Origin of the sequence: Massilia violaceinigra (assembly GCF_002752675.1) — a bacterium.
Taxonomy (GTDB): Bacteria; Pseudomonadota; Gammaproteobacteria; order Burkholderiales; family Burkholderiaceae_D; genus Telluria_A; species Telluria_A violaceinigra.
The window spans coordinates 6742390-6756846 of sequence record NZ_CP024608.1; the positions used below are offsets into that span (position 1 = coordinate 6742390).

At 63.5% G+C, this 14457-nt stretch carries 12 protein-coding genes; 4 read left to right on the top strand and 8 right to left on the bottom strand.

The window, feature by feature from the left end; translation table 11 throughout:
* Nucleotides 1-275: 275 nt before the first annotated feature.
* A complete protein-coding gene (gene rpoD / locus CR152_RS29065) occupies nt 276-2846 on the bottom strand; it encodes an RNA polymerase sigma factor RpoD (protein WP_099880817.1) in 2571 nt (856 codons plus the stop codon).
* Between the two features lie 542 nt (nt 2847-3388).
* Between rpoD and CR152_RS29070 the strand changes: the two genes are divergently transcribed.
* Both CR152_RS29070 and CR152_RS29075 read left to right on the top strand, forming a co-directional pair.
* Nucleotides 3389-3901 carry a ProQ/FINO family protein gene (locus CR152_RS29070; RefSeq protein ID WP_099880819.1) on the top strand — a complete coding sequence of 171 codons (513 nt, stop codon included), beginning with the start codon at nt 3389-3391 and terminating at the stop codon, nt 3899-3901.
* Between the two features lie 11 nt (nt 3902-3912).
* Nucleotides 3913-4509, top strand: coding sequence for a 3'-5' exonuclease (locus CR152_RS29075; protein WP_099880821.1), 597 nt, complete (start codon nt 3913-3915; stop codon nt 4507-4509).
* A gap of 48 nt (nt 4510-4557) precedes the next feature.
* Here CR152_RS29075 and CR152_RS29080 read toward each other — a convergent pair whose 3' ends face one another.
* The 3 genes from CR152_RS29080 to CR152_RS29090 form a co-directional block, all read right to left on the bottom strand.
* Complete coding sequence (locus tag CR152_RS29080) at nt 4558-6786, bottom strand: PQQ-dependent sugar dehydrogenase (RefSeq protein WP_208640216.1); 2229 nt, start codon at nt 6784-6786, stop codon at nt 4558-4560.
* Nucleotides 6787-6915: 129 nt separating this feature from the next.
* Nucleotides 6916-7320: a RidA family protein gene (locus CR152_RS29085; protein WP_099880824.1), complete on the bottom strand. Its 405-nt coding sequence runs from the start codon at nt 7318-7320 to the stop codon at nt 6916-6918.
* 97 nt (nt 7321-7417) lie between these two features.
* Nucleotides 7418-8305, bottom strand: coding sequence for a LysR family transcriptional regulator (locus CR152_RS29090; RefSeq protein WP_099880826.1), 888 nt, complete (start codon nt 8303-8305; stop codon nt 7418-7420).
* 127 nt (nt 8306-8432) lie between these two features.
* On the opposite strand from CR152_RS29090, the gene CR152_RS29095 reads away from it, so the two are divergent.
* Nucleotides 8433-9146: a c-type cytochrome gene (locus CR152_RS29095; protein ID WP_099880828.1), complete on the top strand. Its 714-nt coding sequence runs from the start codon at nt 8433-8435 to the stop codon at nt 9144-9146.
* Nucleotides 9147-9161: 15 nt separating this feature from the next.
* Entirely contained in the window at nt 9162-10436 is a 1275-nt protein-coding gene (locus CR152_RS29100) for a c-type cytochrome (protein ID WP_099880830.1), read from the top strand.
* Here CR152_RS29100 and CR152_RS29105 read toward each other — a convergent pair.
* From CR152_RS29105 to CR152_RS29120, 4 genes are all read right to left on the bottom strand, one after another.
* A complete protein-coding gene (locus CR152_RS29105; protein WP_208640217.1) occupies nt 10405-10836 on the bottom strand; it encodes a Fic family protein in 432 nt (143 codons plus the stop codon). The two genes, CR152_RS29100 and CR152_RS29105, sit on opposite strands and share 32 nt — an antisense overlap.
* An 88-nt stretch (nt 10837-10924) precedes the next feature.
* Complete coding sequence (locus CR152_RS29110; RefSeq protein ID WP_099880834.1) at nt 10925-12079, bottom strand: type IV pilus twitching motility protein PilT; 1155 nt, start codon at nt 12077-12079, stop codon at nt 10925-10927.
* A 111-nt stretch (nt 12080-12190) separates the two neighbouring features.
* Nucleotides 12191-13372, bottom strand: a complete 1182-nt coding sequence (locus CR152_RS29115) for an MFS transporter (RefSeq protein ID WP_099880836.1) — start codon at nt 13370-13372, stop codon at nt 12191-12193.
* Nucleotides 13365-14447 carry a 3-deoxy-7-phosphoheptulonate synthase gene (locus CR152_RS29120; RefSeq protein ID WP_099880838.1) on the bottom strand — a complete coding sequence of 361 codons (1083 nt, stop codon included), beginning with the start codon at nt 14445-14447 and terminating at the stop codon, nt 13365-13367. Before CR152_RS29120 ends, CR152_RS29115 begins: the two co-directional genes overlap by 8 nt.
* Nucleotides 14448-14457: the final 10 nt, after the last annotated feature.

The window sequence follows — 14457 nt, forward strand, 5'->3', positions numbered from 1 at the left end:
GCGAAGGCGGGAGCCCAAGTCCGTTGAGGCGCCTGCGGCTGCGCTCGCAACTTGGCCTCCCGCCTTCGCGGGAGCGACGGTAGTAGGCGGAGCGACGGCGGTAAGCGGAGCGACGATGGCAGGAAAGCGACGGTAGAGGCAGCGGAGCACTGGTGCTGGACGCCGAAGCGAGGAGCTTCGGTGAGAATGTAAAAAAACCGTGCGCACCCCGAAGGTGGACACGGCCTTTTCTCGCATCGCATCGGCCAACGGCCGACGCAACAAGCGCACTTTAATTAATGGTTGTGCAGGAAGCTCTTGAGCTTGTCCGAACGCGATGGCTGGCGCAGCTTGCTCATGGCCTTCGCTTCGATCTGGCGAATCCGCTCGCGCGTCACGTCGAACTGCTTACCCACTTCTTCCAGCGTGTGGTCGTTCGACATTTCAACACCGTAGCGCATACGCAACACTTTGGCTTCGCGCGGGGTCAGCGAATCGAGCACTTCCTTGATCACATTGCGCATCGATGCATGCAACGCGGCATCCAGCGGCGCCAGGGTCGCATTGTCTTCGATGAAGTCGCCCAGCTGCGAATCGCCATCCTCGCCCATCGGCGTTTCCATCGAAATCGGCTCTTTCGCGATCTTCATGATCTCGCGAACCTTGTTCTCCGGCATTTCCATCTTCAAGGCCAGGGTCGCCAGGTCCGGCTCGCTGCCCGTTTCCTGCATGATCTGACGCGAAATGCGGTTCATCTTGTTGATCGTCTCGATCATGTGCACCGGCACGCGGATGGTGCGCGCCATGTCGGCGATCGAACGCGTGATGGCCTGGCGAATCCACCACGTGGCATACGTGGAGAACTTGTAGCCGCGACGGTACTCGAACTTGTCGACCGCCTTCAACAAACCGATATTGCCTTCCTGGATCAGATCGAGGAATTGCAGACCGCGGTTGATGTACTTCTTGGCGATCGAAATCACCAGACGCAAGTTGGCAACCGTCATCTCGCGCTTGGCGTGGCGCGCGCGCTTTTCGCCTGCGGCCATCTGCTTGTTGATCTTGCGCAGGTCAGCCAGCGGCAGCGCCACGCGTGCCTGCAGGTCGATCATGCGCTGTTGCAGTTCCTTGATCGCCGGTACGTTACGGCTCAGCACCACGCTGTACGGATAGGCGCAGTCGACTTCGCGGTCGACCCATGCCAGGTCCGTCTCGTTACCCGGGAAGACCTTGATGAAGTGGGCGCGCGGCATGCCGCAACGGTCCACGCAGATCGCCAGCACGGCTTTTTCGATATGGCGCACTTCATCCATCTGGCCGCGCAGGGTGTCGCACAGCTTCTCGACGACCTTGGCGGTGAAGCGGATGCCCAGCAGCTCGTTGGAAATGACTTCCTGCGCCTTGACGTAGTTCTTGGTGCCGTAGCCATCCTTCTCGAAGGCCTTGGCCATCTTGTCGAATTCGACTTCGATGATCTTGAACTTGTCGAGCGCGTTCTTGCGCAGCTGGACCAGCTGTTCGGCCGAGAAGCCGGCCGCGCCGCCATTGGCGTCGCCGTCTTCTTCCTCGACTTCTTCTTCCTCTTCTTCGTCATCTTCCGACGGCGCGGCGTGCACCACGGGCGCGGCCGGGGCCGAGCTTTCGTTGTGGTCCACGAAACCGTCCACCACCTCGTCGACCTTGAGGTCGTCGTTGGCGATCTTGTGCGACAGCGCGATGATCTCGGCGATCGTGGTCGGGCAAGCCGAAATGGCCTGGACCATGTCTTTCAGGCCGCCCTCGATGCGCTTGGCGATTTCGATCTCGCCTTCGCGCGTGAGCAGCGCCACCGCGCCCATTTCGCGCATGTACATGCGGACCGGGTCGGTGGTGCGGCCGAAGTCGGAATCGACCGTCGACAGCGCCGTCGCCGCAGCCGCTTCGACTTCATCGTCGCTGGTGGCGGTGGCGACCGTGTCGGTCAGCAGCATCATTTCGGCGTCGGGGGCGCGCTCGTAGACAGCGATGCCCATGTCGTTGAAGGTGGCGATGATGCCTTCGACCGCTTCCGGATCGATGATGTTTTCCGGCAGTTGATCGTTGATCTCCGCATAGGTCAGGTAGCCGCGCTCCTTGCCCATGTTGATCAGGTTCTTGATCTGCTGGCGGCGGCGCTCCATATCCGCTTCCGACGCTTTCGGGTCGGCGGCCAGCATGCCGTTCACGCCGCCCTTGGCCTTGCGTTCCTTGGCTTTCGAAACCGCTTTCAGCTCGGCGCGTTCGACCGCGTTGAGCGCCGCGACTTCGTCGTTCTCCGGCGTGAATTCGCTAGGCTTACGGCCGCGGCGGCCCGGGACCTTGACCGATGGCAGCAGGTAGCCGGACGTGTCGATCGCGGCCAGCGCGGCGGCGTCGGTGGTCTGGCTGACGGCCTGGCCGGCGGTCTGGATCATGGTCGGTTCCGGATCCATCTTCTTGACGGCGGTGCGCGCTTTCGGCGCCACTTTCATGCCCGGCACCAGGTCGGCGTGGACTTCGGCGGCCAGGTCCGGACGCGCGGCCAGCTTGGAGCGCTTGCGCACCACCACCGGCACGGCGGCGCCGTCCTCGGGCGCGGATTCGGATTCAGATTCGGCGGCGTACGATACTGCGTCCTGGGCTACGTCCTGCATGGTCTCGGCGGGCACGCCCACTTCGACCTGCTCGACCGGATCGGCGGCAGCCATCACCGCGGCCAGGCGCGAACCCTTCTTGACCACCGTCACCTTGGCCGCCGCTTCCGTTTCGAGGAAGTAGGAGGTCGCGGTTTTCGGCACAGCCAGCTGGGCGCTGCTTTTACGCGGCGCTTTGGTGGCGGTCAGGGTTAAGGTCTTAGCGGTGTTCTTCATTAAAACTCCAGTCAATAATCCACCCGAGCCCGGCGTACCGCGCTCGATGGAACGTGTATCAGGATGGCCCTAGCTAAGGGCGATGTAGCCGAATTGCAAGCACGACCGACTGCTTCGGTAGCCCAGGCGGGCATTCCCCGTGCGGGGTTGCAGTGGTGCGTGTGCTATGATCAAAATGGCGCTATGCATGGCGGAACGAAAAAAAGCCCGTGGCAAAACGGGCTTGAATCTATTTTTCAGATGAAGAATAGAGGAGACAGTCACTATTATGCACCAATGCGAGATATCGCGATAATTGATATATCGAATACCAGATATAAGCCAAAGATATAATCCTGACCCACACCGCTGGTGCCGTGACGCCCTCTTCCTACTGACTGAACCTTCTGCGCTTCGTCAACCCGCGCGCAGGGCAAGAGGTGGATGATACACGATTTCCTGCTCATCCGCGCATGTGCGGATGGGTCCAAAGCGAATAAAATCCCCGCACGCGCCTATGGCCGCATGCTATCCTTCCGGTTCCAGCTCTTACAATGAAGTCAATGAATACAACTAGTCTTGCCGCCGAGTCCGCGGACGTTCCCGTCACAGCGCCAGCTCCAGCACCCGCGATGACCGCTCCAGCACCTGCGGTCGCCGCGCCAGCTCCGGCACCCGCGCAAAGCGCGCGCTCCCTGCTCAAGCAATTGCAACAACAGTTTCCTGCTTTCCGCGACTGCCTGCCCCTGGCCATCGGCATCGACAAGCAGCTTCTGGCGCGCGTTCCCGGCCTGGACCGCAAGACCATGCGCGCCGCGCTGGGCATCCACACGGGTTCCCTGCGCTACCTGCGCGCGATGGAAAAAGCCACGGTGCGCTACGACCTCGACGGCGTGGCAGGTGCGGAAGTGACCGACATCCACCGCACCCACGCCAAGGAAACCCTGCAGCAGCGCTTCAAGAAAGAAGCCGAGCGCAAGAAGGCCGAACGCGACGCCGCGCAAGCGGACGAAGCGAACCGCCTGCGCCAGGAAAAGCTGCTCCAGCTCGCCTCCAAGTTCTCGCGCAACGGTTGATTTCGGGCTCAATGACGACCGATCCGGAAGCGCTGCTGCCGCCTTACGACGGCATCAAGCTGGCCGACGTGCGCATGGTCAAGTCCGACCAGGATGCGGCCGAAGCGCTGGCGGCGCTCTCCTCCACGGACGTGCTCGGCTTCGATACCGAATCGAAGCCGACCTTCTTGAAGGGTGAACAGTCGACCGGCCCGCACCTGGTGCAGCTGGCGACCGACGAGGTCGCTTATCTGTTCCAGATCGGCGCCAAGCCGTCCGTTGAGGTGCTCAAGGCCGTGCTCGAATCGAAGACAATCCTCAAGGTCGGTTTCGGCCTGAAGGATGACCTGCTGCGCCTGCAAAGCAAGCTCGGCATCGACACCCATAATGTGCTCGACCTGTCGAACGCGCTGCGCAAGGGCGAACGCAATACCTTGGGTGCCAAGACCGCGGTCGCGCGCTTCTTCGGCCAGAAGCTGCAGAAATCCAAGAAGATCACCACCACCAACTGGTCCCTGCCGCGCCTGAGCGACAAGCAGATCCTGTATGCGGCCGACGACGCGCACGTGGCGTTGCGCGTGTACCGGCGCTGGCGTTCCGACCAGGCAGCGGCCAAGGCCGCGCTGTAAGCCTTCATTTCAGCAAGCAGGCTGCCCGTTCGGGCAGCCTGCCTCGATTTACGGCTTTAACGTCACCTTCCAGATCTTCGTATTCGTATTGTTCGGCACGCTATCCTTGTCGCCGGCGGCATCGCTGTTGGCCATCCACAAATTGCCGTCGATCGCCGGTTCCACCGTGCGCAGCCGGTCATAGGTGCCGACAAAAAATTGCCGGGCATTGATCAGCTTGTCGCCGCTGATGTCGCTGCGATACAAACGTTTACCGGCGAGGCATGCAACGTACAGCGAATCGCGGACGATGGCGATGCCGCTGCACGATCCTTCCGAATTGCGATAGGTCGTTTTTGGCGCGACATACCCCGCCGTTGCACAACCGCTACCGGAGCGCGAGGTGACGCCTTCGCAATTCGGCCAGCCGTAGTTGCCGCCTTTTACGATCAGGTTGGTTTCATCCTGCGAATCGCCAAACTCCTGTTCCCACAAACGGCCGCGTGAGTCGAAGGCCAGTCCCTGCGGATTGCGGTGGCCGTAACTCCAGACATAGTTTCCGAACGGATTATCGGCCGGCGGCGTGCCGTTGGGATTGAGCCGCAGGACTTTGCCGGCAAGATTGTTGGTGTCTTGCGCGTAGTTGCCGTTTTGAGCGTCGCCCGTGGTGGCATACAGTTTGCCGTCCGGGCCAAAACGCAGGCGCCCGCCATTATGATATTTGTTGCGGCCGATGCCCTTGAGTAAAACCTCGAGCGACGCCGTGTCGAGCGCGCCATTCAAATAGCGGATGCGCACGATCCGGTTGTCCGTCGGGCTGGTGTGATACACGTACAGCCAGGAATCCGTGTCCGGGAAGCCGGGCGGTATGGCCAGGCCAAGCAGCCCGCCTTCGCCATCGGTACCCTGGACGTTGGGAATCACGCCCACCGTTTTCTTGACGCCCGAAACCGGGTTCAACAAGATGATGTCGCGCGCGTCGCGGCGGCTGTATAACACCGTTCCGTCCGGCAGGGCAGCGAGGCCCCATGGAATATCCGTCTCGGTCGCCACCTGCACCGTCGAGCAAATGACGTCGGCGCAGGCGCTGCCGGATGTGAGCGACAAGGTCGTCCCGCGTGGTGACACGTTGCCCTGCGCATCGCGCGCAGCGAGCGTGTATTGGTAAGTCGTGTTGGCAGCGAGCCCGGTGTCGGTGTAGCCGAGCGTACTGGTGGTGCCGGCGACGACATTGTTGCGGAAGATGTCGTAGGCGGTCACGGCGACGTTGTCGGTGGAAGCAGACCAGGCGAATGTCGCCGTGGTGCCGGCAATCGTTCCCCGGAAGCCGGTGGGGACGGAGGGAGGCTGGGTGTCCACCTGGCATTGCGGCACCTTGACCTGCAGCGAGGTGCTGGCCTGCGACACGTTGCCCGCCGCATCGCGGGCGTTGACGTACACGCCCCAGTTCGCTCCCGGCGTTAGTACGAGCTGGGCCGTGAGCGTGCTGGCGTTGACCGTGCCGAGGGCTTGCCCATCGCGATAGATATCGTAATAGGCAATACCGACATTGTCGGTCGATGCCTTCCATGTGAGCGTGGCGGAGCGGCACGCCAGGGCACTGATCGCCAGGCCGCTCGGCGGCGTTGGCGCCTGCGTGTCGGTCGGCGGAGGCGTTGTTGCACCGACTGACCATTGTTGGTGGGCGCTGCCTTCGCAGCGCCACATGTCGATGCCGGTCGAATTGGCGGTGGCGGCTCCTTTCACAGTCAGGCAAAGCCCGGATTGCGCATTGACGATGGTTTTATCGGCCTTGAGCGTCCATTTTTGATTGGCACCGCCATTGCAGGTATACGATTGCACGATGGCCTGTGGCTGGGTGCTCGCACCGCGTACATCCAGGCACCGGGCGCCGTCGAATGTTTTTAATTCACCTGCGGCGGAAAATTCCCACTTCTGATTGGCGGCCCCGTGACAATCGAAGATGATGGCGGCCGTGCCGGGCTGCTGGTTGCCTTGGGCTACGTCCAGGCAACGTTGCGAAGCGCTGCTGACGAGCGTTGCCGGGGTTGCCGCAAACGCCGGCAGGACAGTCAATGCCCCAAGGCCGACAATCGCATGCATCACCGCAATACGGCTTGCCCGACGTCGGGCGGTAAACCGATGAGTTGCCGCGGAGATTGCGGGCTGTACGTACAAATACGAATAAGTCGAGTCGTTCGGGATAGGTCGCATCAGATTCGTCCTCATGAATGCGGTGGGTGGAGTACGCCCGGGCAAAGTTGGCGCAGTGTGAAACGATAAATGGACACGGTTCATCAGGACCGCAAACAAACGTCACTGTCCAACTTGCATACATGAACTTTTTATAACTATACAGCCCCGATGGCGGGCTGGACAGCTTGATTTGCGCAGCCCGGCTCCTAACCCCCGATTCCCGCACCTTACTCATTCATCGCATACCCTTGCCACCGCTTCAATTTCAATCAAGGTTTGCGGGGACGCCAGCGAGGCGACACCGATGCCGGTGAGCGCCGGCCGCGATGCGCCGAAGTATTTGCTCATCATCGGCGCCAGTGTCTCCATATAATCGCCCAGTTCGCCCCGCACATACACGCGCAGCTGCAGCACATTGCCGGCCGACGAACCAGCCGCATCGAGCACCGTCAACAGGTTCTGCAAGGCGCTCTCGGCCTGCGCTTCGATGCTGTCGTGTTTGACCTGGTAATTCGTATCCCAATCGACCTGCCCCGATACAAAGACAAGCCCACTGCCGCTATCGACCGTGGCCTGCGACATGCCGAACGGTGCGCCGTCATACAAGGCGGCGGGATTGATCTGTTTGATACGCATGAACGACCTCACTGAAAAGAATGAGGCCGCAGTATGCGGGCGCGCCACCGGCCTATCAATCGCCGCGCACTTGTAAGCGATACAAGCGAACTCATGGTCAGGCCGACAGCAGCAGGCGCACCCGCCCCAGCAGCCAACGCAAGAAGGGGTCGTTGTTTGCGCTGGGATGGTACGCGGCCACGACTTCATACCCGGGCGGATATTTTTCCAGCGGGATGTCAAACAAGCCATCGCACGGCAGCAGGCGGGTCGGGATAAAACCGACCATGTCCGACTGCTTCAGATAGCCCATCGTCATGAAAAACGATGGGGCCGACATGACCACGTTGCGGCGCAAGCCCTGCCGCTCGAACCAGGTATCCGCCGATCCTTTGAAGCTGCCGATGCCAGGCGAGGTAATAATAAAGTCGTATTCGATCAGCTTATCGAGCGCCATGACGCCGCCGGCGAGCATGGCTTCGTCGGCCGACACGCAGCGGTACTGTTCGATGAACAGCGGCTCCGAGATCAACCCGGCCGGCACGTAGCCGTCGGAGGTGAACGTCAGGTCAATGTCGCCCCGCTGCATTTTTTGGTTCAGGTTAACGACCTCGATGCCGCTGACAATGATTTTCACCTTCGGCGCCAATACGCGCAGCTCGCCGATGAGCGGGCCGAGGATGACTTTTTGCGTATAGTCCGTGGCGCAGATCGCCAGCGTCCGCTCGATCTGGGCCGGCGTGACCGAATCGGGCAGCGGAATGGCGTTGATGCGCACCAGCACCTGCTCAATATGCGGCTCGATCAATCTGGCGTATGGGGTCGCCACCATGCCGTGCCCGGTCCGCACAAACAGCGGGTCGCACAACAGTTCGCGCAACTTCTTCAACTGCAGGCTGATCGCCTGCTGCGACACGCCCAGATGCTCGGCCGCCGCCGACAGCTTGCCCAGCTTGTACAAAGCGTCGAGGATTCTTAAGTGATTGATCTCCAGCTTGTCGATCATGAACGTGTTTCCTGCCTCTCCTGAATAGCCCTGCCCTGATCCGCTTTTTCGCTTCGCGCTGCACCTGTCGTGCCCTGCCCCGACGCGCTATGATGCTGTCACCGGTTACCTTATCAGAGAATCATCCATGCGAAACACCCTCACCAGCACAGTCGTGTTCGGCGCGCTTGCGTTCGTCGCGTTGGCAGCGGCCCCGCTGCACGCGGCCGAGCGCCCCGCCGTGCTGCCCGACACCATGCAGCAGCGCCTGCTCGCCTGCGCCTCCTGCCACGCCAAGAAGGACGTCAACGACGCCTTCTTCCCGCGCATTTCCGGCAAGCCGGCCGGCTACCTGTACAACCAGCTGGTCAATTTCCGCGAAGGCCGCCGCCAGTTTCCGCTGATGACCTACATGGTCGATTACCTGCCCGACGCATACCTGCGCGAGATCGCCGACCACTTCGCCAGTGAACACCTGCCGCCGCTGCCGGCGCGCGCCACCGCCAGCGCGCCCGCCGTGCTGGCGCGCGGCCGCCAGCTCGCCATGCAGGGCGACCCCGCCATCAAGGTACCCGCCTGCATCGCTTGCCACGGCGAGAAACTGACCGGCGTGACGCCATCGATTCCCGGTCTGGTCGGCTTGCCGCCCGATTATCTCACCGCCCAGTTCGGCGCCTGGCGCAACAAGACGCGCCGTGCCCACGAGCCCGACTGCATGGCCGTGATCACCGAGCGCATGAGCCTGGAAGACGTGGCCGCCGTGACCGTCTGGCTCGGCACCCAGCAGACGGCGCCCGACGCCCGCCCCGTCGCCGCCATCGCCCGCCCCTTGCCCATCAAGTGCGGCAGCGCCCCGGATTAAGCCAGGAACCGATTCATGAAAAAGAAACTACTCATCAGCCTGGCTGCACTGACCGCCGTGATCGGCGTTGCCGTGGCCATCGCCTGGCCGCGCAACGACTTCATCGCCGCGTCGTCGCCGGCCGCCTTCGCGCCGACCGCCGACAACATTACCCGGGGCGCTTACCTGGCCAAGGCGGGCGACTGCATGGCATGCCACACCGTGCGTGGCGGCGCCGAATACGCTGGCGGGCGCGCGCTGGAAACGCCCTTCGGCAGCCTGGTCGCGCCCAACATCACCTCCGACCGCGAGACCGGCATCGGCGCCTGGAGCGCCGACGATTTCTGGAACGCGCTGCACAACGGCAAATCGCGCGATGGCCGCCTGCTGTATCCGGCCTTCCCGTACACCAATTACACCAAGGTCAGCCGCGCCGACTCGGACGCGCTGTACGCCTTCATGCAAAGCATCCCGGCGCAAAAGGTGCCGAACAAGCCGCATAAGCTCGCCTTCCCCTACAACCAGCAGATCATGCTGGCCGGCTGGCGCCTGCTGTACTTCAAGCCGGGCGAATACGTGCCGGCCAGCAGCCAGAACGCCCAGTGGAACCGCGGCGCCTACCTGGTCGAGGGGCTGGGCCACTGCGCCGCCTGCCACAGCACGCGCAACAGTTTCGGCGCCAGCGAAGACGGCTTGTCGGGCGGCCTGATTCCGATGATCGGCTGGTACGCCCCGTCGCTCACCTCCGACGCCGAAGCCGGCCTGGGCAGCTGGGAAGTGCCGCACATCGTCGATCTGCTCAAGACCGGCATCTCGCCGCGCGCGACTGTGTTCGGACCGATGGCCGAGGTGGTGCAGCGCAGCCTGCAGCATCTGGACACCGAGGACGTGACGGCGATGGCGGTGTATCTCAAGTCGCTGCCGGCCACGCCGGCGCCTGCGGTGGAGATATCGACCGATCCGCGCGTGGGCCAGGTGATTGCGGAGGGCAAGAAGCTGTACGAAGCGAGCTGCGTGGAATGCCACGGCTCGGACGGCAAGGGCTTGCCGCCGCACTACCCGCCACTGGCCGGCAACCGCGCACTGACGATGAAGGAAGCCGTCAATCCGATCCGCATCGTGCTCAACGGCGGCTTTGCGCCGGGCACGGCCGGCAATCAGCGGCCATATGGCATGCCGCCTTACAGCCACAGCATGAACGACAATGAAGTGGCGGCCGTGGTGACCTATCTGCGCAGCAGCTGGGGCAACAAGGCGCCGCCGGTGACGGCGTCGGAGGTCAACAGGTATCGCAGCGCGCCACTCGATTGAGTTGCGACGGGGCATGCCATTCGCCGCCTTGCGCATCGAACACGCCTTCCTTGCGCAGGGCCTCGGGCGCGGTGGATGTGCGCACCGCTCGCTCAACACCATGGGGCCTTGCACCTGCAGTGCTCAAATGGGAGTGAGAGTACGATCTAGGAGATCGGTCAGCGGGATCAAGCCGGCAATAAAATGCGGCGATATTGGCATCGGCCCATTCCGCGCGTCCAATCGGCTCCCAGCGAATTTCGAAGCCAGCATTGATGCCAATCAATTCAAACATCAGCCGTTGCGCACGCCCATTTCCATTGCGAAACGGATGAATGACGTTGAGTTCACAGTAATAGTGCGCCAATCGGCGCCACGAATTGCGCACGCGGCAAACCAACAAGATGATTTTATTGCCCAAGCTTCCGAACCTTGAAGTGACTGACGGCAAAGCGCGCGGCAAGCGAAAAACGCGCGCGCCTTCTTGTCCTGACTCGGGCAACCAGCCGTCACGCCGCGTCCAGCATCCCGCTATAACACGCATCGGCAAACCCGATCCGGTCGGTGGTCGCATTGCGCGCATCTTCGACGCTGATTTTTTTCTCGCGCAGCAGGTTCACCAGCGCCGTATTCATCGAATGGCAGCCCGCGTTGAACTTGCCGGTGCCGCCATCCATCAGCGAGCGCACTTCCGCCACCCGGCCGGATTCGATCATGCGCACCACTTCCGGATTCGAGCTCAGGCACTCGGTGGCCAGGTAATACCGCTCGCCCCCGACCGACGGCAGCAAGGCCTGGCACAGCACCCCGCGCAGGGCACTGGCCAGGGCCTGCGCCTGCGCGTCCGAATTGCCCAGCAGGCGCAGCATCTTCTGCAAACCCAGCTCGGTCGAGCGCGCGTGCAGGGTCGCCAGTACCAGCGGACCCGATTCGGCCAGCGCCAGCGCTTCCTGCGCGGTCTGGGCGTCGCGGATTTCGCCGATCACAATCACGTCCGGCCGCTCGCGCAGCGCATCCAGCGCGCCGAGGTAGTAGCTCTCGACGTCGCCGTCGAAGCCCACTTCGCGCTGGGTGATGATGCATTTACGCTGAGGGATCAGCGTCTCGACCGGGTCTTCGATGGTGATGATGTGGCCCGAGCGCGTCTTGTTGATCTGGTCGATCATCGAGGCGATCGTGGTCGACTTGCCCTGGCAGGTGTCGCCGATGATCAGTACCAGCCCGCTGGTGAGCAGCGCGAAATCCTGCTCGGCCGCGCGCAGGCCCAGTTGATTCAGCGGCAGCGGTTCGCGCGGAAAGCGCCGCACCACGCAGCCGAGCCGCTTCTTGCCCTGGAACGTGAAGCAGTTGGCGCGGATGCGCGCCGTGTGCAGGTCGATCGAACGGTCGAAGGCGCGGTCGGAAATGCGCTCGGCCCAATCGGGCTCGATCACTTCGAAGAACTCTTCCAGCTCTTCCTTGGTGATCGGCGAATCGGTCACCGCCACCAGCCCTTTCGGCTGGCGCAGCATCAGCGGACTGTTCTGATGAATGATGATGTCGCTGAAAATCAGCTTGGAATTGAGCAGGTGGAGAATCTGCTCGACCAGGGTGCCGAACACCGGATGGTCTTCATTCTCCACATAGGTCAGGGTAGGGATTTGCGAGGACTGGTGGTTTTCCATCTGGCTCTTGGCGTGGTCAATAGTGCCGATAATTATAAGTCCAGTCCCCGCAAAAAATTGCATCATTGAAAGATAATTTTTCAAGACGATGCCATTGCGCCCCGTTCGGTGTCACTCCAGCGCAACAGCGCGGCGCGCTCCGGCCAGCCGCGCCAGTCCGCAAGCCACGGCCAGGGCGACAACAGCCGCCAGCGCCGCCACCGGCGCCATGCCGGTGAGCCTGCCGTCGGCCGCCTCGCCCAACTGCCAGCTGGTCACCAGCGCGGCCGCGCCGATGGCCACATCCTGCACCAGGCTTTGCAGCGACATGAAGCCGGCCCGTTCGTGCGGCGACGGCACTTGGCTGACGGTGGCCGCCATGGTCACGTTGCGCCCCGCGTTCCCGGCCATGAACAGCACGAAGAACAGGATCGGCAGCGCCGCGCCGAGCCCGAAAAACGGCGCCAGGCCGGCGCAGAAGGCGGTCGTGGCCAGCCCCGCCGCCAGCACCGGACCGGTGCGGTCGGCCAGGCGCCCGAGCAGCTGCACCGTCAAGAGCGCCACCACGCCGCCGGCAAAGTACAGCATGCCCAGCTGCGCGCGCGGAAAGCCCATGTTGAGCAAAAAGTAGGCCGAAAAATGGGGGATCACCAGGAACGCCGAGAACGCGCTGCCGGCCTGCAGCAGGATCGCCAGGCGCACCGCGGGCCGCGCCAGCAGGATGCGCGCCGAGACCTTCTCGCGCGCGTTCAGGTGCCCTTCCAACGCCGGCAGCAGGCAGGCCATCGCCACCAGCACCAGCGCCGCCAGCGCCGCCACCATATAGAACGGCGCCTGCCAGCCACCAGCGCGCGCCAGCTCCAGCCCGAGCGGCACGCCGGCGATCGCCGCCAGCGAAAAACCCAGCATCACCTTGGCCATGGCCTTGCCGCGCTGTTCGGGCGGGGTCAGGTCGATCACGATGGCCATGCCGATCGCCACCGCCGGCCCGCCAAAAGCGCCGGTGAGCGCGCGCGCCACCATCAGCGCCGGCAAGCCATGGCAAAAAGTGGTCGCCAGCGTCGCCAGCGCCAGCAGGCCGAAGGTGAGCAGCAGCGCTGGTTTGCGGTTGAAGCGGTCGAGCAGGCGGAACGTCACGAGGCCGGACACCGCCGACGCCAGCGTGTAAGCGGCGGCCAGCCAGCCCAGGCGGTCGAGCGCAAAGCCATGTTCGCGCGCCAGGTCCGGCCCGAGCGGCAGCACCATCATGAAGTCGACCAGATACACGAACTGCAGCGCCGCGACCAGCAAAATCGCGCGGGACGGCTTAGACATCGCGGCCCTCCCGCAGCGCCGCCACGCTCTCGCGCAGGGCCTCGCGCGCAGCGCGCAGCATGGCTGCCGTCTCGGCCCAGTCGACGCACGGGTCGGTCACCGAGCAGCCATAGCGCAGGGCGGACAGTTCGGCCGGGATGGCCTGGTTGCCCGCCTCGATGAAACTTTCGATCATCACGCCGGCCACGCTGCGGTTTCCCGCCAGGCGCTGGCGCACCACGTCGTCCAGCACGCGCGCCTGCAAGGTGTGGTTCTTGTTCGAGTTATCGTGCGCGCAGTCGATCACGATATTCGGCGGCAGGCCGCCCTTCTCCAGCGCCTGCCCGGCCAGCGCCACGCAGGCCGCGTCGTAATTGGGACGCCCGCCGCCGCCGCGCAGCACCAGGTGCCCATACGGATTGCCCGGCGTGCGGATCACCGCCGCGCGGCCATCGGCATCGATGCCCAGAAAAGCATGCGGATGCGAGCTCGATGCGATGGCGTTCACCGCGGTGTCGACCTTGCCGTCGGTGCCGTTCTTGAAGCCGACCGGCACGCCCAGGCCCGACGCCATTTCGCGGTGCGTCTGCGATTCCGTGGTGCGCGCGCCGATCGCCGCCCAGCTGATCAGCTCACCCACATACTGCGGCGACACCGGATCGAGCGTCTCGGTCGCCGCCGGCAAACCCAGTTGGGCCACATCGATCAGGAAGCGCCGCGCCAGCGCCAGGCCCTCGGCGATGCGGAACGATCCATCCATGCGCGGATCGTTGATCAGCCCTTTCCAGCCGATGCGCGTGCGCGGCTTTTCGAAGTACACGCGCATGACGACGAACAGCGTGTCGGCCACTTCATCGGCCAGCGCCTTGAGCCGGCGCGCGTAATCGAGCCCCGCATGCAGGTCGTGGATCGAACAGGGGCCGACCACCACCATCAGGCGCGGGTCGCGCCGGTCGAGGACATCGCGCACGCTCTGGCGTGCGGCGCCGATGAGCAGCGCCGTGCTGTCCGACAGCGGCAACTGCGCGCGCAATTCGGCGGGCGACGGCAAGGCGCCGGGCGTGTCGTGCGAGAGCGGAGACAGGTCGCGCTTCATGCGTGCTCAC

Excerpts from the sequence above, each read along its gene's own strand:
- CR152_RS29095 (WP_099880828.1), top strand. The coding sequence starts at position 8,433 with ATGCGAAACACCCTCACCAGCACAGTCGTGTTCGGCGCGCTTGCGTTC.
- CR152_RS29070 (WP_099880819.1), top strand. The coding sequence starts at position 3,389 with ATGAATACAACTAGTCTTGCCGCCGAGTCCGCGGACGTTCCCGTCACA.
- CR152_RS29115 (WP_099880836.1), bottom strand. The coding sequence starts at position 13,372 with ATGTCTAAGCCGTCCCGCGCGATTTTGCTGGTCGCGGCGCTGCAGTTC.
- CR152_RS29080 (WP_208640216.1), bottom strand. The coding sequence starts at position 6,786 with ATGAACCGTGTCCATTTATCGTTTCACACTGCGCCAACTTTGCCCGGG.
- CR152_RS29075 (WP_099880821.1), top strand. The coding sequence starts at position 3,913 with ATGACGACCGATCCGGAAGCGCTGCTGCCGCCTTACGACGGCATCAAG.
- CR152_RS29090 (WP_099880826.1), bottom strand. The coding sequence starts at position 8,305 with ATGATCGACAAGCTGGAGATCAATCACTTAAGAATCCTCGACGCTTTG.
- rpoD (WP_099880817.1), bottom strand. The coding sequence starts at position 2,846 with ATGAAGAACACCGCTAAGACCTTAACCCTGACCGCCACCAAAGCGCCG.
- CR152_RS29110 (WP_099880834.1), bottom strand. The coding sequence starts at position 12,079 with ATGGAAAACCACCAGTCCTCGCAAATCCCTACCCTGACCTATGTGGAG.
- CR152_RS29100 (WP_099880830.1), top strand. The coding sequence starts at position 9,162 with ATGAAAAAGAAACTACTCATCAGCCTGGCTGCACTGACCGCCGTGATC.
- CR152_RS29085 (WP_099880824.1), bottom strand. The coding sequence starts at position 7,320 with ATGCGTATCAAACAGATCAATCCCGCCGCCTTGTATGACGGCGCACCG.
- CR152_RS29120 (WP_099880838.1), bottom strand. The coding sequence starts at position 14,447 with ATGAAGCGCGACCTGTCTCCGCTCTCGCACGACACGCCCGGCGCCTTG.